Here is a 20,400-nt window from a genome sequence, read left to right as displayed (position 1 = left end):
CCGATCGAATCAGACCCGGCGCTGCCGGGCGATCTCGGCGAGGACGACGCCCGCGGCGACCGAGGCGTTGAGGGATTCGACCGGGCCCGCCATCGGGATGCCGAGGATCGAGTCGCAGTTCTCGCGCACCAGGCGGGACAGGCCCTTGCCCTCCGAGCCGACCACGATGACGGTGGGCTCACGGCCGTCGAAGTCGTCGAGGGTGGTGTCGCCGCCGGCGTCGAGGCCGACGATCTGAAAGCCCTGCGAGGCCCAATCCTTCAGCGTGCGAGTCAGATTCGTGGCCCGCGCGACGGGCAGCCTGGCGGCGGCACCGGCGCTGGTGCGCCAGGCGACCGCGCTGACACTGGCGCTGCGGCGCTGCGGGATCAGCACGCCGTGGCCACCGAAGGCGGCCACCGAGCGGATCACGGCACCGAGATTGCGCGGATCGGTGATGTTGTCCAGCGCCACCAGCAGGGCGGGCTCCGGCGTATTGCGGACCTCGGCGAGCAGGTCGTCCGGGTGGGCGTAGCGGTACGGCGGCACCTGCAGGGCCACACCCTGATGCAAACCGTTGGCGCTCAACCGATCCAGGTCACCACGTGGCACCTCGAGAATGGAGATGCCCGCGTCGGCGGCCATCTTCACGCTCTCGGACAGCCGTTCGTCGTTCTCGGCGCCCAGGGCCACGTACAGGGCCGAGGCGGGCACACCCGCACGCAGGCACTCGACCACCGGGTTGCGACCGAGCACCATCTCCGGGCTGTCGTCGTCCTTGCGGCCGGCCGCACGACCCGCGCTGCCCCGAGGACCACCGCCGGCCTTGGCCGCGGCCTTGGCAGCAGCAGCGGCCCGCTTGGCCGCGGGATGCTTGGTGCGCGCCTCGGCAGGCGGGGTCGCGCCGCGGCCTTCGAGCCCGCGCCTGCGCTTACCGCCGGAGCCGACGACGGCACCCTTCTTGGTGCCGCCCTTGCGGATCGCACCACGACGCTGCGAATTGCCTGCCATTACCCGGCCTTTCCAGATTGTGACGCGTCCGGCCCCGTGTGCGGCGCAGCGCCAAGGGCCCATTCCGGCCCATTTTGCGTGTCGGTGACCTCGATTCCGGCTGCCTGCAATCGATCGCGGGCGGCGTCGGCGCTCGCCCAATCCTTGTCTGCTCGCGCCTGTTGACGGCGGTCGAGCTCGGCGCGCACCAGCACGTCGAGCGCGCCCAGTGCCGCCGACGAGTCGCGTGGGGTGAACCAGTGCGGATCCAGCGGGTCGACACCGAGGATACCGAGCATGGCGCGGACCTGTCCGGCCAGGTCCCGTGCACTGTCGATCGCGCCCGCTTCGAGCGCCTTGTTGCCCTCGTGCACGACGTGATGGATCTCGGCCAGCGCCTTCGGCACGGCGAGGTCGTCGTCGATGGCCGCGGCGAACGCGTCGGTCCACTTGCCGACCGGCACCTCGCCCGCGCGGTCCACGGTGCGGTGCACGAACGCCTCGATGCGTTGATAGGACTGGGCGGCGTCGTGCAGTGCCTTGTCCGAGTACTCCAGCTTCGAGCGGTAGTGTGCGCTGCCGAGGTAGAACCGAAGTTCCACGGCGCGAACGTGTTTGAGAACGTTGGGCACCGAGAGCACGTTGCCGAGCGACTTGGACATCTTCTCGCCGCCCATGGTCACCCAGCCGTTGTGCAGCCAGTAGCTAGCGAAACCGTCACCGGCGCACTTGGATTGGGCGATCTCGTTCTCGTGGTGCGGGAACACCAGATCCATACCGCCGCAATGGATGTCGAATTCGGGACCGAGGTAGAATTCGGCCATCGCGGAGCATTCCAGGTGCCAGCCCGGCCTGCCGGGTCCCCACGGCGACGGCCAGGTGGGTTCGCCCGGCTTGGCGGCCTTCCACAGGGTGAAGTCGCGCGGGTCGCGCTTGCCTTCGCCCGCGCTCTCGCCCTGGGCCACGTCCTCGAGCCGATGCCCGGACAGGCTGCCGTACTCGGGGTAGCTCAGCACGTCGAAATAGACGTTGCCCTCCGACGGGTACGCGTGCCCGCGGTCGATCAACCGCTGCATCATCTCGATCATCTGGGTGATGTGGCCGGTGGCCCGCGGTTGGATCGACGGCGGCAGCACGCCGAGGGTCTCGTAGGCGTTGTCGAAGGCGCGCTCGAAGGTGGCCGCCCACTCCCACCACGGCCTGCCCGCCTCGGCGGCCTTGATCAAAATCTTGTCTTCGATGTCGGTGACATTGCGGATGAACCACACGTCGTAGTCGTGCGCGAGCAGCCAGCGGCGCAGCACGTCGAAGGCGACGCCGCTGCGCACATGGCCGATGTGTGGCGCGCCCTGCACGGTGGCGCCACACAGGTACACCGACGCGCGGCCGGGGACCAAGGGCGCGAAGTCGCGCATGGTCCGCGTGTCGGTGTCAAAGAGGCGCAATGTCACGGCGTTCGATCCTAGCTGGTAGATAGGCCTGTATCCGGACCCGGTTCAGGTCCGTCGGAGCTGGGTCAGCGACAGGCTTGTAGCAGGGCGGTTGCTATCGCGGCAATGCCCTCGCCGCGGCCGGTCAGGCCGAGGCCGTCGGTGGTGGTGCCGGAGACCGAGACCGGCGCGTCGAGCAGTTCGCCGAGCACCTGCTGGGCTTCGCCGCGGCGCGGTCCGATCTTGGGTCGATTGCCGATCACCTGGACCGCCGCGTTGACGATCTCGAAACCGGCCTCGTCGAGCAGCCTGCGCACTTCCTTCAGCATGGCGGCGCCGGAGACGCCCGCCCATTCCGGGCGGCCGGTGCCGAACACCGCGCCGACGTCGCCGAGTCCGGCCGCCGACAGCAGCGCGTCGCAGAGCGCGTGCGCGGCGACGTCGCCGTCGGAGTGTCCGGCGCAGCCGTCGTCACCGTCGAACAGCAGGCCCGCCATCCAGCAGGGGCGGCCTACCTCGATGGGGTGCACATCGCTGCCGATACCGACTCGCATCGTCATCGGGCCACCGCCCGCCGGGCGTCGGCGCCGTCGAGCACCGCGTGCGCGAGCACCAGGTCGAGCGGGGTGGTGATCTTGAAAGCCAGGGGGTCGCCCGGAATGGTGTGCACCTGGGTGCCGAGCAGTTCGACCAGCCCGGCATCGTCGGTGGCCTGGACGCCCTCGGACAGGTAGGCCGAGCGCAGCAGTTCGGCGGCGAAGCCCTGCGGAGTCTGGATGGCGCGCAGTTGCGCGCGGTCCGGGGTGCCGGTGACGGCGCCCGCCGCATCGACGGACTTGATGGTGTCGGTGACCGGCAGCGCGGGGACCACGGCGAGATGTCCGGCGCGCAGCTCGGCGGCGACCCGGGCGATGAGCTCGGGTGGCGTCAGGGCGCGCGCGGCATCGTGCACGAGGTAGTAGGCGGCCTCGGGTGCGGCGGCGAGGCCTGCCCGCACCGAGTCGATGCGTTCGGCGCCGCCGACGACCACGTGTACCGAATCCGAGGGCGGCAGCAGGGCAACGGCGCTCTCGACGAATTCGGCGGGAACCATAACGATGATCCGGTCGACCGCGCCGGAGGCGATCAAGCCTTCGACGGCGAGCCGGACCATAGCGCTGCCGCCGACCGGAACGAACGCCTTGGGTGTGGCTTCACCCAGACGCACGCCACGACCGGCGGCAGGCACCAAAGCAACGACGGTTCCGTCGGTGAGACGAGCACCGTTGTCGAGTTTGTTCACGGTCAGGAAGCCGCGGCGAGGACCTCGTCCAGCAGCGTCTCGGCCTTGCCGTCATCGGTGCCTTCGGCGAGCGCGAGCTCACCGACGAGGATCTGACGGGCCTTGGCGAGCATCCGCTTCTCACCGGCGGACAGGCCGCGATCCTGCTCACGACGCCACAGGTCGCGGACGACCTCAGCCACCTTGTTCACATCGCCGGAGGCGAGCTTCTCCAGGTTGGCCTTGTAACGGCGGGACCAGTTGGTCGGCTCCTCCGTGTGCGGCGCGCGCAGGACCTGGAAGACTCGATCGAGACCCTCCTGGCCGACGACGTCACGTACGCCGACGTATTCGGCGTTCTCAGCGGGAACCCGAACAGTCAGATCGCCCTGGGCGACCTTCAGGACCAGATACTCTTTTTGCTCACCCTTGATGGTGCGAGTCTCGATAGCTTCGATCAGCGCCGCTCCGTGGTGGGGGTAAACGACGGTGTCTCCGACCTTAAAAATCATGTGTCCCGTGCCCCTTTCGATGTTCACAGTTTAACATGCGACTCGGTAACGGCGCGATCAACTGTGCAGGTCAGGGCCACAACGAGGCAGCCGTGGGGCTTGACAGAACCCGCATGGTGTGCATTACGTTGTGCCAGAACAGGTTAACTCCCCGCACTGTCCCCGTCCCGGCCCCCCACCTGAGCTGGCAGTGCGTCCGCGATCCCGGCGGCGCTCGACCGATCTGTTATCAACGACCCGCGCGTCGCGAGCCCCGGCTCCCGGTCCGCAGCGGGAACTACTACGCTCCCTAGTTATTACTCTCCCTTGCGGAGTGAGCCCGGTCGACATGGAGGGACAACCCGTGACTGCCCTGAAAGCTGTGACCGCCCTGAAAAAGGTGCGACGTCGCATGGTGCCGGTTGCCGCACTCGCCGCAGGCGCGGCGATCGCGCTGACCGGCTGTAGCTCGGGCCAGATCTCGCAGACCGCCGACCAGGTGGCCGCGATCAACGGCAACAACGCCGACGTCGGCAAGATCGCGCTGCGCAACGTGCACATCGTCTATCCCGCCGGTGGCACCGAGTACACCAACACCAAGGGCGGCAAGGCGGTCATCGCGCTGTCGATCATCAACAACAGCCCGTCCGTGCCCGACGAGCTGACCAGCCTCACCTCCGACCTCGGCACGGTGAAGATCACCCCGGCCACCGGCAAGTCGAAGGTCGAGCTGGCCCCGCAGCAGACCGTGGTCGCGGCCACCAAGCCGGTCAAGCCCGCGACGCAGGCGGGCGAATCGCACAGCGCGGCGCCGACCTCGGCCAAGCCCGGCACGCCGGACGCGCACGGCGACGACCACGCCACCGCCCCCGTGGCCACCGACGATCCGGCGGCCCAGCCGATCCTGATCGAGATCACCGGGCTGACCAGGGACATCACCCCGGGCCTCACCTACAACGTGGCGTTCAACTTCAAGCAGAACGGCACCGTGCAGGTCCAGGTGCCGGTCGACGCGGGCACGCACACCGAGCGGCACGAGTCGGACCTCTCCGGCCCGGCCGAGGTCGAGCACAAGGGCGGCGGGCACTGACCGTATAGCCCCCTTTACGAGACGGCTGCCACATCCCTCGGATGCGGCAGCCGTTCGTTTATGCCGCCACGCGCGGTCCCGGCGGCGGCCTTGTTGTCGGACGCGGTACGTAAGGTGCGCGTGTGGCAAAGACCAAGTCGATCTTCCGGTGCTCCGCCTGCACGCACGAGGTCGCCAAGTGGGTGGGTAAGTGCCCCGACTGCGGGGCGTGGGGCACCGTCGACGAGGTCGCCGTCGCGGCGACGGGGGCAGGCTCCCCCGCCCGGCGCGCGATGCTGCCGAGCACCGCCGCCGCCCCGATCTCCACCATCGACTCCAAGATCACCCAGGCGCGGTCGACGGGGGTCAGCGAGCTCGACCGGGTGCTCGGCGGCGGCGTCGTGCCCGGCTCGGTGGTGCTGCTGTCCGGCGAGCCCGGCGTCGGTAAGTCGACGCTGCTGCTCGAGGTCGCGCACCGCTGGGCCAGACAGAACGACGCGAAGGCGCTCTACGTCACCGCCGAGGAGTCGGCGGGCCAGGTGCGGCTGCGGGCCGACCGGACCGGCGCGGTGCACGAGCGGGTGTATCTGGCCGCGGAGTCCGATCTGTCGATCGTGCTCGGGCATGTCGAACAGGTGCGGCCGACGCTGCTGGTGGTCGACTCGGTGCAGACCATGCTCGCGCCCGAGGTGGACGGCGTGATCGGCGGCGTCACGCAGGTGCGCGCGGTCACCGCCGCGCTGACCTCGCTGGCCAAGGCGACCGGGATCGCCGTGCTACTGGTGGGCCATGTCACCAAGGACGGCAATGTCGCGGGCCCGCGCACGCTGGAACACCTCGTCGACGTGGTGCTGCAGTTCGAGGGCGACAAGAACTCCACGCTGCGCATGGTGCGCGGCATCAAGAACCGCTTCGGCAGCGCCGACGAGGTCGGCTGTTTCGAACTGCACGAGGACGGCATCGCCTGTGTCGACGACCCGTCCGGGCTGTTCCTGCACCACCGCACCGATTCGGTGCCGGGCACCGCGGTCACCGTGGCGATGGACGGCAAGCGGCCGCTGGTCGCCGAGGTGCAGGGCCTGACGGTGGAGACCGAGATCCCGAATCCGCGCCGCGCGGTCAGCGGCCTCGACTACAACCGGGTCGCCATGGTGCTCGCCGTGCTGCAGAGCCGGGGCAAGGTGTTCATCGGCAAGTCCGATGTGTACGCCGCGACGGTCGGCGGCATGCGCCTGCTGGAGCCCGCCGCCGACCTGGCCATCACGCTCGCCATCGCCAGCGCCAATTCGGAGGTGGCGATTCCGGCGGGCTGGGTGATCCTGGGCGAGGTCGGGCTGGCCGGCGAGGTACGCAAGGTGACCGGGCTGGAACGCAGGCTGGCCGAGGCCGAGCGGCTCGGCTTCACCACCGCGCTGGTGCCGCCGGGCTATGCCCCGCTCAAGCGCGGCGGCATGAAGATCCACGAGGTCGCCGACGTGCGCGCGGCCATCCGCATCACCGGCACCCGCAAGCGGCGCGCGGCGAAGGAGGCGACCGAGGTGGCACCCGATTTCTAACGGGGCCAACCTAATTCGCGGCGGCTCAGGTGGTGGTCAGGTTGAACGGCTCCGGCGAACTATGCAACGAACCGAATTGCGCGATGACCTGATAGGCGCCCGCGGGCACCGGCACCCGCTCGCCGACGCAGCCCTGCTGCGACGTGGTGCCCGACCAGCGCACCGTGAACAGCGCCTGCTCACCGGGTTTCAGGTTGCGCGCGTTCGACTCGTCCACCGGCGAACAGTCCGAACTCGTCCAGAACCGGCGCTGGCCGTCCAGCGACAGCACCGACGCCTGGATCTGCGCCAGGTTCATGTCCCGCTGGCACTGCACGCTGGAGATGTTGGTGATGACGATCCGGAAGTTCGGCTGCTCGCCGACCCGGTAGGTCGGCTGATCCACGCTGATCTTGATGGCCAGCGACTGATCGGGGCACTGCCCCGTCCCCGCGGCAGGCTCGTTCGACGCCGACGAGGCGGCACTCGACGGTGCGGGCGTGCCGGATTCGCTCGGCTCCGCGGCCTTCGTCGTCGAGGCATCGGCGGGCTTGCTCGCCGTGCTGGACGACGAGCTTGCCACGACGGGCTTCGAGTCACCGGGCGAGTCGCCGCCGCCGGAGACCGTCAGTACCAGCCAGATGACCAGCGCCAGCGCGACGACCAAGGCGCCGATCGCCAATGCGCGACGACGCCAATAGATCTCCGGTGGCAGCGGTCCATTCGGTTCCAGCACGCCTCAACGGTAAGGGCACCATCGGGCGCAGCGACTCATGCCTGCGGCGTGTCGGTCCGGAATAGGTGATCGTGGCGAGTAAATTCCGGCCCGCACGCAGGGGAAACTCCGGCGACCCCGGCTCAGGCGAGCTCGCCGATGTTGCCGACGACACGCTGCAACTTCACCTGGCCGTCGGCGAGCTTGTATGTGACACAGGCGATCGCGAGCTCACCGGTCGCCACCCGCTGCGAGATGATCATCGACCGCTGCATGAGCAGCCTGCTCGTCTCCACCACGTGCCTGGCCTCCATCTCGTCGACGGTGGACAGGCCCTCCCTGCGGCCGATCAGAATGGACGGCGTGACCTTCTCGACCACGCTGCGGATGAATCCGCCGGGCACCTCACCGCCGTCGAGCGCGTCGATGGTGGCCTTCACCGCGCCGCAGCTGTCGTGACCGAGCACCACGATCAGCGGCACGTCGAGCACCTGCACGCCGTACTCGATCGAACCGAGCACCGAGCTGTCGACGACGTGGCCCGCGGTACGCACCACGAACATGTCACCGAGTCCCTGATCGAAGATCAGCTCGGCGGCGACTCGGGAGTCACCGCAACCGAACAGGATTGCGGACGGGTGCTGGCCGCTGACGAGCTTGGCTCGGTCATTGGCGCCCTGGCTAGGATGCAGCAGCGCACCGGAGACGAAACGGTCGTTGCCTTCACGCAAAGACTTCCAGGCACTGACCGGATTGGAATCAGGCATACCGATCATTGTGCACAAGGCTCGTGTTACGAGCCAGTTCGTTTGGTTACAGGTCGGCAAATACCGACCGGCAGCAGTAGGACAGGAACAGTGAGGAAAGCTCCGAACAGCATCGATGCGGACGTGTTGCTCGACTGGTATCAGGAGACCGCGCGCGACCTGCCGTGGCGTCGCGCCGAGGTCACCGCGTGGCAGATTCTGATGAGCGAGATCATGCTGCAGCAGACCCCGGTGGTCCGGGTCGAGCCGATCTGGCGCGAGTGGGTGGCGCGCTGGCCGGTGCCGTCGGCGATGGCGGCCTCCTCGCAGGCCGAGGTGTTGCGGGCCTGGGGCAAACTCGGCTATCCGCGCCGCGCGCTGCGGCTGCACGAGTGCGCCAGGGTGCTCGCGGCCGAGCACGGCGATGAGGTGCCCGCCGATGTCGAGGTGTTGCTGAGCCTGCCCGGCATCGGGGCGTACACCGCGCGGGCGGTCGCGTGTTTCGCCTACGGGCAACGGGTTCCGGTGGTCGACACCAATGTGCGCCGGGTGGTCGCCCGCGCCGTGCACGGGCGGGCCGAGGCCGGAAACCCGTCCTCGCGCGATCTGCCGGAGACCGAAGCCCTACTGCCGCAACAGATCGACCGCGCCGCGGTGTTCTCGGCCGCGCTGATGGAGCTGGGCGCGACCGTGTGCACCGCCCGCACACCGGACTGCACCCGCTGCCCGCTGCCGACCTGCGCGTGGGTCACCGCGGGCCGTCCGGTCTCCGAAATCGTCCGTCGCACACAGAAATACGAGGGCACCGACCGCCAAGCCCGCGGCCGCCTGCTCGACGTGCTCCGCGGCGCGACCGGTCCGGTGGAACGGGTACGGCTGGATCTGGCGTGGCCCCGCGACCCAGGCCAGCGGGCCCGCGCGCTGGACTCGCTGCTGGTCGACGGGCTGATCGAGCAGACCGTCGACGGCCTGTTCGCCCTCGCCGGCGAAGGCGGCAACGCCCCCTGACCGTGTGCGGCTGTGCTGAGCGCTACGGGTTGAGGACGCGGCGGAGGAAGCGTTCGACCTCGGCGCGGTAGTGCTCGGGTTGGTCGTCGTGCACGAGATGGGCTGCGCCCGTGACGAGTATGTGCTCGGCGTCGGGGTGGACTTCGGCCATCTGACGCATCTGGCCGGGCGGGGTGATGGTGTGCTCGCCCTCCAGTAGCAGGGCGGGCACGCGGATGGCGTGCCACTGCGGCCAGAAGTCGCGACTGCCCCATTCCTCGGAGATGTCGCGGAAGGTCGCGACCGAGCCGTGCAGCCGGTAGCCGTCCGGGCCGTGCTCGAACGAGTTGAGGAAGTACCGACCGGCGACCGGCCCGAAGAACTTCAGCACCGCCGCCGCGTCCGGAAACGGTTGCGGCCACGCCTCGATCATCGCCGCCCAGTTCGCCGCCGTGCGGCCGGTGAAATCCGGGGCGATGTCCTCGATCACCAGCGCGCGCACCCGCTCGGGGTGCGTCGCGGCGAAGACCCAGCCGTGCAGCGCGCCCATCGAATGCCCGATCACCACCATGGGCTCGGTGATGCCCGCGGTGGCGGCGGTCAGGTCGGCGACGAAGGCCTCGGTGGTCAGTTCGGCAGGCGCCGGTCTGCCGTGGCCCGCGGCATCGAAGGTGTAGACGTGGCCGTAGTCGCGCAGCCAGTCCAGTTGGTCGTGCCAGGTCCGGGCGCTGCCCATCAGCCCGTGCAGCAGCAGGATCGGCACCCCCGCTCCACCTTCGTCGTGCAACACCCCGCCGATTCTGCCGGGTCTGCGCGCGGCGTGCGCACTTCCCCCGGATACGGCCCATACCGAGCGGCCGCTCGCGGGTCGTATTGTCGAGGCCATGGCTGTTGTGAAGATCAACGCGATCGAGGTTCCCGAGGGCGCAGGCCCCGAGTTGGAGAAGCGGTTCGCCCACCGTGCGCACGCGGTCGAGGGTTCGCCCGGTTTCCTCGGCTTCCAGTTGCTCCGGCCGGTCGCCGGGGATAACCGGTACTTCGTTGTCACCCAGTGGGATTCGGAAGAGTCGTTCGCGGCCTGGCGGGACGGGCCCGCGCGCGAGGCGCACGCGGGTGAGCGGCAGAAGCCGGTCTCCACGGGTGCTTCGCTGCTCGAATTCGAGGTGGTCCTCGACGTGGCCGCGAAGCCCGCGAGCTGACGTAGTTCAGGGATGGCCGGGCGGGCTGACCTGCCCGGCGACTCGCCCGACGGCGGGGCGCGGTCCGCGCTGGTCATATTGACGTCGGGTGCCTCCAGGTGTCACAGTTCGAAGGACAAAACGCGAGGGTGATGCGGTAATCCGGTGCGATTCCGGAGCGGTCGCGCCACTGTGTTCCATGCATCGAGCTCCTGGGTGCCGGACAGCCAGACACCGGCACTCTCGCCCCCATTCGACGACGGGACGCTGAAAGCGCTGTGGAGGACGGATGTCCGACCTCGCGCATCCCTAGGAGGACTCGCATGGCCATCGCGCATTCGCCGAGCCGGGCAACCGATTCACTCGCCACTGTGCTCGTCACGGTAGGTGTCGTTCTTCTCGCATTGCTCACGCTGTACCTGGTCGGCTTCGACCAGGGCGTCATCTCGCGCAGCGGGATGTATCTGCATGAGCTGATGCACGACGGACGTCACCTGCTGGGGCTTCCGTGCCACTGAGCTCACCCACCCCGCCGACTCCGTCGGCTGCCGTCCCCCTGGTCGGTTCCCTCAAGACCCTTCTACTGCGCGGACTACTGGCAGGCTTGATCGCGGGCTTGCTGGCCGCATCGGTCGGCTACTTCGTCGGCGAGCCGAAGGTCGACGCCGCCATCGCCATCGAGGAAGCCGGTTCCGCCGCGGATCATCCGCACGGCGCGGAACCGGAGGCGAGCGGCGGACATTCGCACGGCGACGCGGAAGAACCACTGGTCAGCCGCGCCGGGCAGAAGGCGGGACAGTTCCTCGCCCTCGGCCTGGCCGGCCTGGCGCTCGGCGCGATCTTCGCCTCGGTCGCGCACTTCGCGCGGCGCTACACGACGTTCTCCGGGCCGAAACTCGCACTGGCGCTTGGTCTCGGTGGCTGGGCCGCGATCGTCGCGGTGCCGTTCTTCAAATACCCGGCGAACCCACCCGCGGTCGGCGATCCGGACACGATCAACCAGCGCACCCTGCTGTGGTTGGCGGCGGTGCTGCTCGGCCTGGTGGCGGTCGGTGTCGGCGTGTACGTCTACAAGGTGCTGCGCGGGCGGCTGAGCATGCTGCGGCTGATCGCCGGACTCGCCGCGTTAGTTCTCGTCACGGCGGTGGGCTACATCCTGCTGCCCGGCGTCGACGAGGTGAAGGCGGACTTCCCGGCCAGCCTGCTGTGGCAGTTCCGGGTGGCGTCGCTGGCGCAGACCGCGACGCTGTGGGCCTGCCTGGCCCTCGGCTTCGCCGCGCTCACCGAATTCGCCACGCGCACTGATACTCCGGTACGAGAGTCGATCGCTACCGCGGGCTGATCCGCATCCAGAAGAAGAGGGGCAGTGTCGGTGTCATGACCGACACCGCCCTTTCTCTTTGGCCCGCACCGCTTCGCTCGGGTGCGCCCGTCGAGCCGCCACGCGCCATCCGTATCGCCTACCTCGGCATGGTCGTCGCACTGCTCGCCGGGGTCGCCGAGGCGATTGTTCGGATTGCCGCACTGCTCGAACGCGAAGAGGTCGACGTGGCGAGCATGGCGACGGGTCTCGCCGTGCGGCTGGGCATCTATCTGGTGGTGCTGCTGGTCGCCATCCGGATGACGCACGGCGCCCGCTGGGCCCGGCTGGTACTGACCTTCGGGATCGGCGTGATCGGCCTGCTGTCACTGGTCATCGAACCGCTGGCCGCGCTGCTGTCCGCCGACAAGTTCGGCGACCTGTTCGCGAATATCACCGTCGAATCCGCGACCATCGGCCTGTTCCGCGTCATTCACATCGTCGCGGTCCTGGTCGCCATCCCCGCGATGTACCGCCCCGAAGCCCGTCGCTTCTTTCGCCGGGCCTGAGCATTTCGCATAATCACATGGCTTTCCGCACACCAGCCGGTGTGCGAAAAACCATGCGGCGGTGCGAGTGCCAACTACGCCAGGGCCGCGTCGAGCAGGATGTGGTCGACGCCCGCGAGGGCCTTGCTCACCGGGCAGCCCGCCTTGGCGGCCTCGGCCGCGGCGGCGAAGGCATCGGCGTCGATGCCGGAGACCTTGCCGCGGACGGTCAGCTTGATGCCCGAGATCCGGAAGCCACCGGCCGGGTCGGGGCCGAGGGTCACGTCGGCGGTGACGTCCAGGCTCTCCGGGGTGCCGCCCGCATTGCCGATCTGCGCCGAGAGCGCCATCGCGTAGCAGGACGAGTGCGCGGCCGCGATGAGCTCCTCCGGGCTGGTGGTCCCGTCGGCCTCGTCGGCGGAACGCTTGGGGAACGACACGTCGTACTTGCCGACCCCGGAACTGGCCAGCTCGACCTGCCCCGACCCCTCCTGAAGAGAGCCGGTCCAAGCGGTACGAGCGGTACGTGTAGGCATTAAAATCCTTTCGCTGGTAAGCAATTTCCGATGCAGCCCCCGAGCTTAGCCAGCCCGCCGCCCCACGTCTCGGGGTCAGACTAGAGCGCCGTATCAGCAACCTCAGCGACGCGGCGCACGATCGATCCGCTCGCGATCAGTGGCCTTGTCCACGCGAAACATGTTGCTGCGTCTGCGCTTCGGAGTCCTGCCTATTCCGGATTGGTGACCCGCGCCAGCACGATCCCGCCGAGGATCAGCGAGAGCGCGAGCACCCGCCCCGCACTGAGCGGGTCCTTGTGGACCACGATCCCGAGACCGATGGCCCCGATCGCGCCGATTCCGGTGAACACCGCGTACGCGGTACCGACGGGCAGGGTCTGCATGGCCCTGGACAGCAGATACACCGCGGTGGCGCCGAGCACGAAGCAGATCACGGTCGGCACCAGCCGGGTGAAGTTCTCCGTCGGCTTGATGCTCTGCGACCAGACGATCTCCACCAGACCCGCGATACCGAGCAGCACCCAGTTCATGTCAGTACTCCTTCGCGAGGGCGCGCGCGGTCTCCATGGCCAGCGCGTACGACTCGTCGTGCTTACCGCGCAGGTGTGCCAGCGCGGGATCCTGCCTGGCATTGGCCAGTTCCGCATTCACGAAAACGGTGTCCTGGACCGCGAAGTGGCCCGCGAAGAAGTCCCGCAGAAAACGCTCCTGATAGTCGAAGGCGGCCTTCGGTGCGCCAGGTGCGTACGCGCCGCCCCGGGCGGTCATCACGACGAAACGGCGGTGTCCCAAGGACATTCGAGGGAAGGTCACCTGATCCAGCCAGGCCTTGAGCGAGGCCGGAATCGAGTAGTTGTACATCGGGGTGCCGATCAGGATGACGTCCGCGGCCAGCACCTCGGCCAGCAGCGGCTCGATGATCGCCCACGCCGCGGCCTGCTCCGGTGTGCGCACCAACTCGCCGAGTCGGTCCAGGTCGGTGCGGTCCTGCGCGAGCACCGCATCGCACAGCTCGGTCCACGCCGCGTCGATGAACGGCACCGGCTCGGCGGCCAGGTCCCGGTAGCGGTAGCCGCCGTCCGGGTTCGCGGCGCGCCAGGCTTCGGCGAACGCCGTGCTCAGCTCCCGGCTGATCGAACGGGTACGGGCGCTCGCATCCAGGTGCAGCAGGTTGCTCATGGTCAGACCTCACTCTGTGGTTCATGTCGTCGATGCGGGCGTCGACCTTTGCCGACACCTCTGCATCAAATGGACAACATGTCCACTTGATGCAGAACCGACCATAACCACAAACGGACATGCTGTCCACTTACCCCGGAAACCGGTACAGTCAGCGGCATGACCAGCCACAGGGATCTGCTCACCGGGCAAGCGGCACCCCCCTCGGTCGTGCCCGAGCGCGCGGACGCGGCACGCAACCGGGCCAAGGTGCTGGCCGCGGCCGCCGAGCTGTTCGCCACCCGCGACCCGCGCACCGTCACCATGGACGACATCGCCAAGGCGGCGGGCGTCGGCCGCGGCACCCTGTACCGCCGCTACCCGGACACGAATTCGATCGCCGTCGCCCTGCTCGACGAACACGAGCGGGCACTGCAAGAGCAGTTGCTCGGCGGCCCGCCACCGCTCGGCCCCGGCGCGCCGCCCGCCGAACGGCTGGCCGCGTTCTACGCCGCGATGGTCGAATTGCTGGACGCACACGCGGATTTGGTACTCGGCGCGGAAACCAGTGGCGCGCGGTTCGCGACGGGCGCGTACGGGTTCTGGTACGCCCATGTGCGAGCACTGTTGGTGGCAGGCAAGATTCATGAACCCGATGCCCTCGTTGATTCACTTCTCGCACCCTTGGCGGCGGAGGTGTACCAGCAGCAACGCAGCCGAGGCCTGACCCCCGCGCAAATCGCCGACGCGCTGGGTCAGCTCGCCCGCTCCGTGCTCGGCTGACAGACGAAAGCCGTTGGTGGTTGTCCACCAACGGCTTTCGGTTCAGCGTCGCTCACACGAGATCGCGGCTGCGCATCAGCCACAGGGTCCCCGCCACGAAGACCACGATGTAGCCCCCGAGCACGATCAGCGCTTCGGTCCGCGAAAGGATGTCGAGCACACCGGGCGTCCCGGCCCCCACGGTCCGCATCGCACCGGCCAGCGAACCCGCGGCCGTACCGGGCAGGTGATCGGTGATCACCGCGATCGGCGCGAAGATGGCCGCGACACCGCGTAGCAGGTTCTCCACCACCAGCACCCAGACCAGCCCGAGGCCGACGGCCAGCGCGGGCCCGCGCGCGACAACCCCGATCAGTGCGCCCGCCAAGGTCCACATGCCCAGAATCGCGATGCCCGTAAGTATTCCGAGCGCCGACTGGTTCAGCGACGGCAGCGCGAGGGACTGCGACTGAGTCGCGCCGATCAGTGACGCCACCCCGATGTCCACCACGAACGCGGTGAGCACCAGCCCGACCACCACGGCAATCAGGCTCACCACCGCGCCGCCGACCGCACTGATCCGCGACGGCCCCTGGGTGAACACGGTTTTCCAAGTGCCCCAGCCGAATCCGCTGCCGGTGGTCAGCGCGCCGAGCACCAGCATCAGCGCACCACCGAACATCGCCATGCCCTGGGTGAACACCGCGGGCACCGCGGCGGGCAGCATCTGTTGCAGCAGCGCCTCTTTCGGCAGGCCGTTCGACATGCGGGTCGACTCGCCCGAGGTGTAGGCGAGATAGTTGAACAGGTAGGAAAACGTCAGGTTCAGCAGAATCCAGGTGCCCAGGACAATCCAGAATGCGGGCCACTTCCGCAGCCGCAGCGCCTCGGCCCTGGTGCTCGCCAACAGGTCTTTCACGGTCATTTCGCCACTTCCAGCTGAGTCATCTCGAAAAACACTTCTTCCAGGGACTTTTCGTCGATCCGCAGTTCCAACAGGTCAGCGCCCGCTTCGACGACCGCCCGCGCGACGGCGGGCGCGGTGCCAATCCCCGCCTCGATCCGGATGCCGCTCGCGGTCAGCATCGCGGCGCGTTCACCGACCACCGCCCGCACCGCGGGGAATGCCACTTCCAGCGGGTCGGCCCGCAGCAGCAGCGAGGAGCCGCCGCGCAGTTCGGCCACGGTCGACTCGACGAGCAGCTTGCCCTGCGCGATCACGCCCACCCGGTCGCAGATCTCCTGCACCTCGCTGAGCATGTGACTCGACAGCAGCACCGTGTGCCCGTCGCCGGCGAGAGTGGTGATCAGCTCCCGCATTTCGGCCATGCCCTGCGGGTCCAGGCCATTGGTCGGCTCGTCCAGGATCAGCAGATCGGGCATGCCGAGCAGCGCCGCACCGACCCCGAGTCGCTGCTTCATGCCGAGCGAGTAGGTGCGGAACTTGTCGTCGGCGCGATCGGCCAGGCCGACCCGGACCAGCGCATCCTCGACCGCCGGGTAGCCGATGCCGCGGTATTTCGCGAGCACCCGCAGGTTGTCCCGCCCGGATAGGTACGGGTAGAAGCCGGGCCCCTCGATGAGCACGCCGATCCGGCGGACCACCGCGGGGTCGCCCGGCGCGTGCCCGGCCACCGTCGCGGTACCCTCGCTCGGGCGGATCAGCCCGACCAGCATGCGCAGCGTGGTCGTCTTGCCCGCGCCGTTCGGACCGAGGAACCCGTAGATCTCCCCGGCCGCAACGCTCATGCTCACGCCGTCCACCGCGGTATGCGCGCCATAGCGTTTGGTCAACCCTCGGGTGACCACCATCGAATCTGTCATGCACCAAGAATCCGCCGCAGGCCGGTCCGCCACATCCGCCGCGCGGCGACGTTCGGTGTACGTAAAGCGCACTACGCTCCTGCGTTACCTGAGTAATACGTAGCGAGGCGGACGCCGAACCGCGGGTAAGCCGAATAGGCTGCTGTAAGTGAGGGCAGGGATGATGAGTCGAAGCTCGCTTGGCTGGGATTGGGGCGTGGCGCTGGTCGTGGCCGCGCTCCAAATCGTGGGCGGCACGTTCGCGAACATGAGAATGGGCGAGAACTCCCTCGACTTCGTCGGGTACCTGCTACTACTCGCCGGTCCGGTAGCGCTGATCTGGCGACGGGCCCGGCCGCTGCCGGTGCTGCTCGTCGCCTTCGGTGCCTGCCTGATCTATTCGACGCTCGGCTACGGGTACGGGCCGATCTTCTTGTCGCTGATCATCGCCTTCTTGACGGCGGCGAGCACCGGATCACGGTGGTGGACTTACCCACTCGTGCCGGTCGGCTACTTCGTGCTGATCTGGCCACTGCCCGCGCTGCTCGGGCGCGGAGCAAACCTCTGGCAGATCTTCGCGCTGATGGCCTGGCTCGTCGTGCTGTTGTGCGTGGTGGAGGGCATCCGGCAGCGCAAGACCGTGCTGATCGCGCGCAGGCAGCGGGCCGAGGCGGCGCGCCGGGACGAGGAAGCGCAGCGGGAGCGGCGGGCCAGCGAAGAGCGCCTCGCCATCGCCCGCGAGCTGCACGACGTACTGGCGCACAGCCTTTCGCTGATCAACGTGCAGTCCTCGGTCGCGCTGGAGCTGTTCGACAAGAAGCCCGAGCAGGCCGCCTCCGCCCTGGACGCGATCAAGACGGCCAGCCGCGACGCGCTCACCGAGGTGCACACGCTGCTGCACTCGATCCGCACCGGCGGTACGGTCGCCGACGAAACAGCCGACGCCGAGGACGAATTCGCCGAGGTCGAACCCGACGCACCGAACCGTCGCCGTCCGCGCGGCTGGACCGGGCGCAATGCTGCTGGCGCCGAGCGAGTTTCGGCAGCGGACGAGCAATCGAGCAGGGCCGGTGGCGAATCCACCGAACCCGAGCCGCGCCCGGCCGCACCGCGTGCGCCCGCGCCGAGCATCGCCGAGCTGGACACGCTGCTGCAGCGTGCCCGCGCGGCCGGATTGACGGTGGGCACCAAGATAATCGGCGAACCACAGCAGCTGCCCAGCGTGATCGACGTGGCGGCCGCGCGCATCATCCAGGAGTCGCTGACCAACGTGGTGCGGCACGCGCCGGGTGCGGAAGCCACGGTGACGGTGCGCTACGCCGCGCAATCGGTCGACCTCACCGTCGACAACTCCCGCCCGACCGCCCCCGCGGTGAGGTCGGGAACCAGCGGCGGCAACGGGATCATCGGCATGCGCGAGCGGACCCACGCCCTCGGCGGCGCGCTCACCGCCGGGCCTCGCCCCAGCGGCGGATTCCGGGTCGCGGCGCGACTGCCGTTGCGGCCGATGGCGCCGAGCGCACACCGCCCGCTGCCCAGCCGCGCCGACAACGCGGCACCGCCCAGCCGCCCCGACGACGTGGCCCGGCCCGACAATGTGCGGCCGATCCGGCCGGACGACAAGGCGCAGCAGCACAGCGCACCCGGGCCTGCACTGTAGGAGACGCAATGGCTATTCGGGTCCTGGTGGCCGATGATCAGGCGCTGGTGCGCGGCGGTTTCGTCGCGCTGCTGGCGGCGCAGGACGGCATCGAAGTGGTCGGCGAGGCGGACAACGGCGAACAGGCCGTGCGGATGACCCGCAGTCTCACCCCGGACGTGGTGCTGATGGACATCAGGATGCCCATCCTGGACGGCCTGGCCGCCACCAGGATGATCGCCGAGGACGACAAGCTGGCCGAGGTGAAGGTGGTCGTGCTGACCACCTTCGAGCTCGACGAGTACGTCTTCGAGGCGATGCGTTCCGGCGCAACGGGTTTCCTGGTCAAGCACACCGAGCCGGCCGATCTGGTGCGCGCCGTGCGGGTGGTCGCGGCCGGTGACGCGCTGCTCTCCCCCGGTGTCACCCGTCGGCTGATCGCCGAATTCTCCGCGCACGCCAAAACCCCGCCACCGGCAACGCTTTCCGAGCTCACCGACCGCGAGCGCGAGGTGCTGGTCCTGGTCGCCGAGGGGCTCACGAATGCGGAGATCGGCGAGCGGCTCTTCATGAGCCCGGCCACCGCTCGCACGCACGTCAGCCGCATTCTGATGAAGCTCGGTGCCCGCGACCGCACCCAATTGGTCGTGCTGGCTTATGAATCCGGCGTGGTGCGGCCGGGGTGGCACTGACTAGGCGCTACCGGGGTTCGACTGTTCGCGCTCGGCGGCGGTGAATCCGCCACGTGCGGCACCGGGCGGTGCGGTCTGCAACCGGGCCGAGCTGGCCGACGCGGCGCGGAAAACCCCCGAAACTCCCTGCGGCGCGGCGGCATAGGTGATCGAGTTGCTCGGGTCGAAACCCATTCCGGTGCCGATCGCGACGGCGTCCATATTCGCGCCGAGGAACAGGAAATTCCAGCTGTAGACGTCCTGCTGCTGAGTGATCAGCGATTTCACCGCGGTATGGGTCCACTCCTTGCTCGAATTCTCGTGACCGTCGGTGAGCACCACGACGATCACCGTGCCCGGGCGTTCGTGTTCGGGCCGTTTCGCCAGCTCCGCGCCGACGTCGGTGACCAACCTGCCGACCGCGTCGTACAGCGCGGTCATCCCGCGCGGCTGCAGGTCGAGCGGCGGGACCTGCGCGACCGGGCGGTTCGCGTAGACGCATTCGTATTCGGTGTCGAACTGCGCCAGCGTCACCTCGATCGTCTTGGGCAGCTTGCGCTGTTCCTCGATGAAGGCGCTGAACCCGCCCTCGGTATCGGATTTGATGGACTGCATCGACCCCGAGCGGTCGAGTAGTACGGCGATCAGTGTCAGGTCTGGATTTGTCATGTGCACCCCCGGATCGGTTCTACGAACCCCATCCAAAGTACGCCCGTCTACGCACCCACGGAAAAGGCCCGCCCCCCAAAGGGAGCGGGCCTTTTGCGTAGTGCTTCTACTCGCCCGCGGCTTCCGCGGTGCCTTCAGCGGCACCGGTCAGCACGACCTCGGGCTTGTCCTCGTCCTTGTCCGCCTTGGTCAGCTTCGTCTTGCCGACAAAGGTGAACTTGGCGTCCTCGCCGGAGCCTTCGCCGTCCCAGCCTTCGACGTCGACGTAGACGGTTTGGCCGGGGCCGATCTCGCCGAAGAGGATCTTCTCCGAGAGTTGGTCTTCGATCTCGCGTTGGATGGTCCGGCGCAGGGGCCGGGCACCGAGCACGGGGTCGAAGCCACGCTTGGCCAGCAGGGCTTTGCCTTGCTCGGACAGCTCCATCGACATGTCCTTGTTCTTCAACTGGACCCCGACTCGGCCGATCATCAAATCCACCATCTGCACGATCTGATCGGTGGTGAGCTGGTGGAAGACGATGACGTCGTCGATGCGGTTGAGGAACTCGGGCCGGAAATGCTTCTTCAGCTCGTCGTTGACCTTGAGCTTCATCCGCTCGTAGTTCGAACCCTGGATATTGGACTGGGTGAACCCGAGCCCGACGGCCTTGGAGATATCGGAGGTGCCGAGGTTGGAGGTGAAGATCAGCACCGTGTTCTTGAAGTCCACCGTCCGGCCCTGGCCGTCGGTGAGGCGACCGTCCTCGAGGACCTGCAGCAGGGTGTTGTAGATCTCCTGATGCGCTTTCTCGATCTCGTCGAACAACACCACCGAGAACGGCTTGCGCCGCACCTTCTCGGTCAGCTGCCCGCCTTCTTCATACCCGACGTAACCGGGAGGGGCACCGAACAGCCTGGATGCGGTGAACCGGTCATGGAACTCGCCCATGTCGATCTGGATCAGCGCGTCAT

General features: G+C 68.4%; 25 protein-coding genes and 1 riboswitch. Of the genes, 10 read left to right on the top strand and 15 right to left on the bottom strand.

Going from position 1 to position 20,400, the window contains the following annotated elements; all coding sequences use genetic code 11:
* Nucleotides 1-9: 9 nt before the first annotated feature.
* The 5 genes from rlmB to carD form a co-directional block, all read right to left on the bottom strand.
* Nucleotides 10-990: a 23S rRNA (guanosine(2251)-2'-O)-methyltransferase RlmB gene (rlmB, locus tag IBX18_RS11730; protein ID WP_194833788.1), complete on the bottom strand. Its 981-nt coding sequence runs from the start codon at nt 988-990 to the stop codon at nt 10-12.
* Complete coding sequence (gene cysS, locus IBX18_RS11725; RefSeq protein WP_194833787.1) at nt 990-2,420, bottom strand: cysteine--tRNA ligase; 1,431 nt, start codon at nt 2,418-2,420, stop codon at nt 990-992. The genes rlmB and cysS overlap by 1 nt, the downstream gene beginning before the upstream one ends.
* 65 nt (nt 2,421-2,485) lie before the next feature.
* The gene (gene ispF, locus IBX18_RS11720; RefSeq protein WP_194834310.1) at nt 2,486-2,953 is read right to left on the bottom strand and encodes a 2-C-methyl-D-erythritol 2,4-cyclodiphosphate synthase; all 468 of its coding nucleotides are present in this window, start codon (nt 2,951-2,953) and stop codon (nt 2,486-2,488) included.
* A gap of 2 nt (nt 2,954-2,955) precedes the next feature.
* Nucleotides 2,956-3,681 carry a 2-C-methyl-D-erythritol 4-phosphate cytidylyltransferase gene (ispD, locus tag IBX18_RS11715; protein WP_194833786.1) on the bottom strand — a complete coding sequence of 242 codons (726 nt, stop codon included), beginning with the start codon at nt 3,679-3,681 and terminating at the stop codon, nt 2,956-2,958.
* Between the two features lie 2 nt (nt 3,682-3,683).
* Entirely contained in the window at nt 3,684-4,172 is a 489-nt protein-coding gene (gene carD / locus IBX18_RS11710) for an RNA polymerase-binding transcription factor CarD (protein WP_011206964.1), read from the bottom strand.
* Between the two features lie 361 nt (nt 4,173-4,533).
* Between carD and IBX18_RS11705 the strand changes: the two genes are divergently transcribed.
* Nucleotides 4,534-5,241, top strand: coding sequence for a hypothetical protein (locus tag IBX18_RS11705; protein ID WP_306796235.1), 708 nt, complete (start codon nt 4,534-4,536; stop codon nt 5,239-5,241).
* A 122-nt stretch (nt 5,242-5,363) separates the two neighbouring features.
* Complete coding sequence (gene radA, locus IBX18_RS11700) at nt 5,364-6,776, top strand: DNA repair protein RadA (protein ID WP_194833785.1); 1,413 nt, start codon at nt 5,364-5,366, stop codon at nt 6,774-6,776.
* Between the two features lie 25 nt (nt 6,777-6,801).
* Here radA and IBX18_RS11695 read toward each other — a convergent pair whose 3' ends face one another.
* Both IBX18_RS11695 and IBX18_RS11690 read right to left on the bottom strand, forming a co-directional pair.
* Nucleotides 6,802-7,491, bottom strand: a complete 690-nt coding sequence (locus IBX18_RS11695; RefSeq protein WP_194833784.1) for a hypothetical protein — start codon at nt 7,489-7,491, stop codon at nt 6,802-6,804.
* A 122-nt stretch (nt 7,492-7,613) separates the two neighbouring features.
* A complete protein-coding gene (locus IBX18_RS11690; protein WP_107659967.1) occupies nt 7,614-8,237 on the bottom strand; it encodes a carbonic anhydrase in 624 nt (207 codons plus the stop codon).
* A gap of 90 nt (nt 8,238-8,327) precedes the next feature.
* Here IBX18_RS11690 and IBX18_RS11685 point away from each other — a divergent pair, with 90 nt between their 5' ends.
* Complete coding sequence (locus tag IBX18_RS11685; RefSeq protein ID WP_306796234.1) at nt 8,328-9,224, top strand: A/G-specific adenine glycosylase; 897 nt, start codon at nt 8,328-8,330, stop codon at nt 9,222-9,224.
* A gap of 22 nt (nt 9,225-9,246) precedes the next feature.
* Here the strand turns inward: IBX18_RS11685 and IBX18_RS11680 are convergent, their stop codons facing one another.
* Nucleotides 9,247-9,993: an alpha/beta fold hydrolase gene (locus IBX18_RS11680; protein ID WP_194833783.1), complete on the bottom strand. Its 747-nt coding sequence runs from the start codon at nt 9,991-9,993 to the stop codon at nt 9,247-9,249.
* 94 nt (nt 9,994-10,087) lie between these two features.
* On the opposite strand from IBX18_RS11680, the gene mhuD reads away from it, so the two are divergent.
* The 4 genes from mhuD (at nt 10,088) to IBX18_RS11660 (ending at nt 12,250) form a co-directional block, all read left to right on the top strand.
* Nucleotides 10,088-10,402, top strand: a complete 315-nt coding sequence (mhuD, locus tag IBX18_RS11675; protein WP_135234505.1) for a mycobilin-forming heme oxygenase MhuD — start codon at nt 10,088-10,090, stop codon at nt 10,400-10,402.
* Nucleotides 10,403-10,473: 71 nt separating this feature from the next.
* Nucleotides 10,474-10,639, top strand: a riboswitch (cobalamin riboswitch).
* A gap of 65 nt (nt 10,640-10,704) precedes the next feature.
* On the top strand, nt 10,705-10,899 hold the full coding sequence (locus IBX18_RS11670; RefSeq protein ID WP_039794710.1) for a CbtB-domain containing protein: 195 nt from the start codon (nt 10,705-10,707) through the stop codon (nt 10,897-10,899).
* Nucleotides 10,890-11,723 (top strand): CbtA family protein, encoded by an 834-nt coding sequence (locus IBX18_RS11665; protein ID WP_373889181.1) that lies wholly within the window; start codon nt 10,890-10,892, stop codon nt 11,721-11,723. The genes IBX18_RS11670 and IBX18_RS11665 overlap by 10 nt, the downstream gene beginning before the upstream one ends.
* 35 nt (nt 11,724-11,758) lie before the next feature.
* A complete protein-coding gene (locus IBX18_RS11660; RefSeq protein ID WP_194833782.1) occupies nt 11,759-12,250 on the top strand; it encodes a hypothetical protein in 492 nt (163 codons plus the stop codon).
* 74 nt (nt 12,251-12,324) lie between these two features.
* On the opposite strand, the gene IBX18_RS11655 is transcribed toward IBX18_RS11660, so the two are convergent.
* The 3 genes from IBX18_RS11655 to IBX18_RS11645 form a co-directional block, all read right to left on the bottom strand.
* The gene (locus IBX18_RS11655) at nt 12,325-12,765 is read right to left on the bottom strand and encodes an OsmC family peroxiredoxin (protein ID WP_107653849.1); all 441 of its coding nucleotides are present in this window, start codon (nt 12,763-12,765) and stop codon (nt 12,325-12,327) included.
* 191 nt (nt 12,766-12,956) lie between these two features.
* Nucleotides 12,957-13,277 (bottom strand): multidrug efflux SMR transporter, encoded by a 321-nt coding sequence (locus IBX18_RS11650; RefSeq protein ID WP_107653848.1) that lies wholly within the window; start codon nt 13,275-13,277, stop codon nt 12,957-12,959.
* 1 nt (nt 13,278) lies between these two features.
* Complete coding sequence (locus IBX18_RS11645; RefSeq protein ID WP_194833781.1) at nt 13,279-13,926, bottom strand: FMN-dependent NADH-azoreductase; 648 nt, start codon at nt 13,924-13,926, stop codon at nt 13,279-13,281.
* A 159-nt stretch (nt 13,927-14,085) separates the two neighbouring features.
* Here IBX18_RS11645 and IBX18_RS11640 point away from each other — a divergent pair, with 159 nt between their 5' ends.
* On the top strand, nt 14,086-14,688 hold the full coding sequence (locus IBX18_RS11640) for a TetR/AcrR family transcriptional regulator (RefSeq protein ID WP_194833780.1): 603 nt from the start codon (nt 14,086-14,088) through the stop codon (nt 14,686-14,688).
* Between the two features lie 52 nt (nt 14,689-14,740).
* On the opposite strand, the gene IBX18_RS11635 is transcribed toward IBX18_RS11640, so the two are convergent.
* Both IBX18_RS11635 and IBX18_RS11630 read right to left on the bottom strand, forming a co-directional pair.
* Nucleotides 14,741-15,592, bottom strand: a complete 852-nt coding sequence (locus IBX18_RS11635) for an ABC transporter permease (RefSeq protein WP_194833779.1) — start codon at nt 15,590-15,592, stop codon at nt 14,741-14,743.
* Nucleotides 15,589-16,491: an ABC transporter ATP-binding protein gene (locus IBX18_RS11630; RefSeq protein ID WP_194833778.1), complete on the bottom strand. Its 903-nt coding sequence runs from the start codon at nt 16,489-16,491 to the stop codon at nt 15,589-15,591. The genes IBX18_RS11635 and IBX18_RS11630 overlap by 4 nt, the downstream gene beginning before the upstream one ends.
* A gap of 160 nt (nt 16,492-16,651) precedes the next feature.
* Between IBX18_RS11630 and IBX18_RS11625 the strand changes: the two genes are divergently transcribed.
* A complete protein-coding gene (locus IBX18_RS11625; RefSeq protein ID WP_228540872.1) occupies nt 16,652-18,130 on the top strand; it encodes a sensor histidine kinase in 1,479 nt (492 codons plus the stop codon).
* A gap of 8 nt (nt 18,131-18,138) precedes the next feature.
* The gene (locus IBX18_RS11620) at nt 18,139-18,801 is read left to right on the top strand and encodes a response regulator transcription factor (protein WP_194833777.1); all 663 of its coding nucleotides are present in this window, start codon (nt 18,139-18,141) and stop codon (nt 18,799-18,801) included.
* On the opposite strand, the gene IBX18_RS11615 is transcribed toward IBX18_RS11620, so the two are convergent.
* Both IBX18_RS11615 and IBX18_RS11610 read right to left on the bottom strand, forming a co-directional pair.
* Nucleotides 18,802-19,449 (bottom strand): vWA domain-containing protein, encoded by a 648-nt coding sequence (locus IBX18_RS11615; protein ID WP_194833776.1) that lies wholly within the window; start codon nt 19,447-19,449, stop codon nt 18,802-18,804.
* Nucleotides 19,450-19,555: 106 nt separating this feature from the next.
* Nucleotides 19,556-20,400: AAA family ATPase (locus IBX18_RS11610; protein ID WP_194833775.1), on the bottom strand; the 845-nt coding region annotated here is incomplete at its 5' end.

Origin of the sequence: Nocardia sp. XZ_19_369 (assembly GCF_015355715.1) — a bacterium.
In the GTDB taxonomy this organism is placed as follows: domain Bacteria; phylum Actinomycetota; class Actinomycetes; order Mycobacteriales; family Mycobacteriaceae; genus Nocardia.
This window is presented reverse-complemented; position numbering and strand designations above follow the sequence as displayed.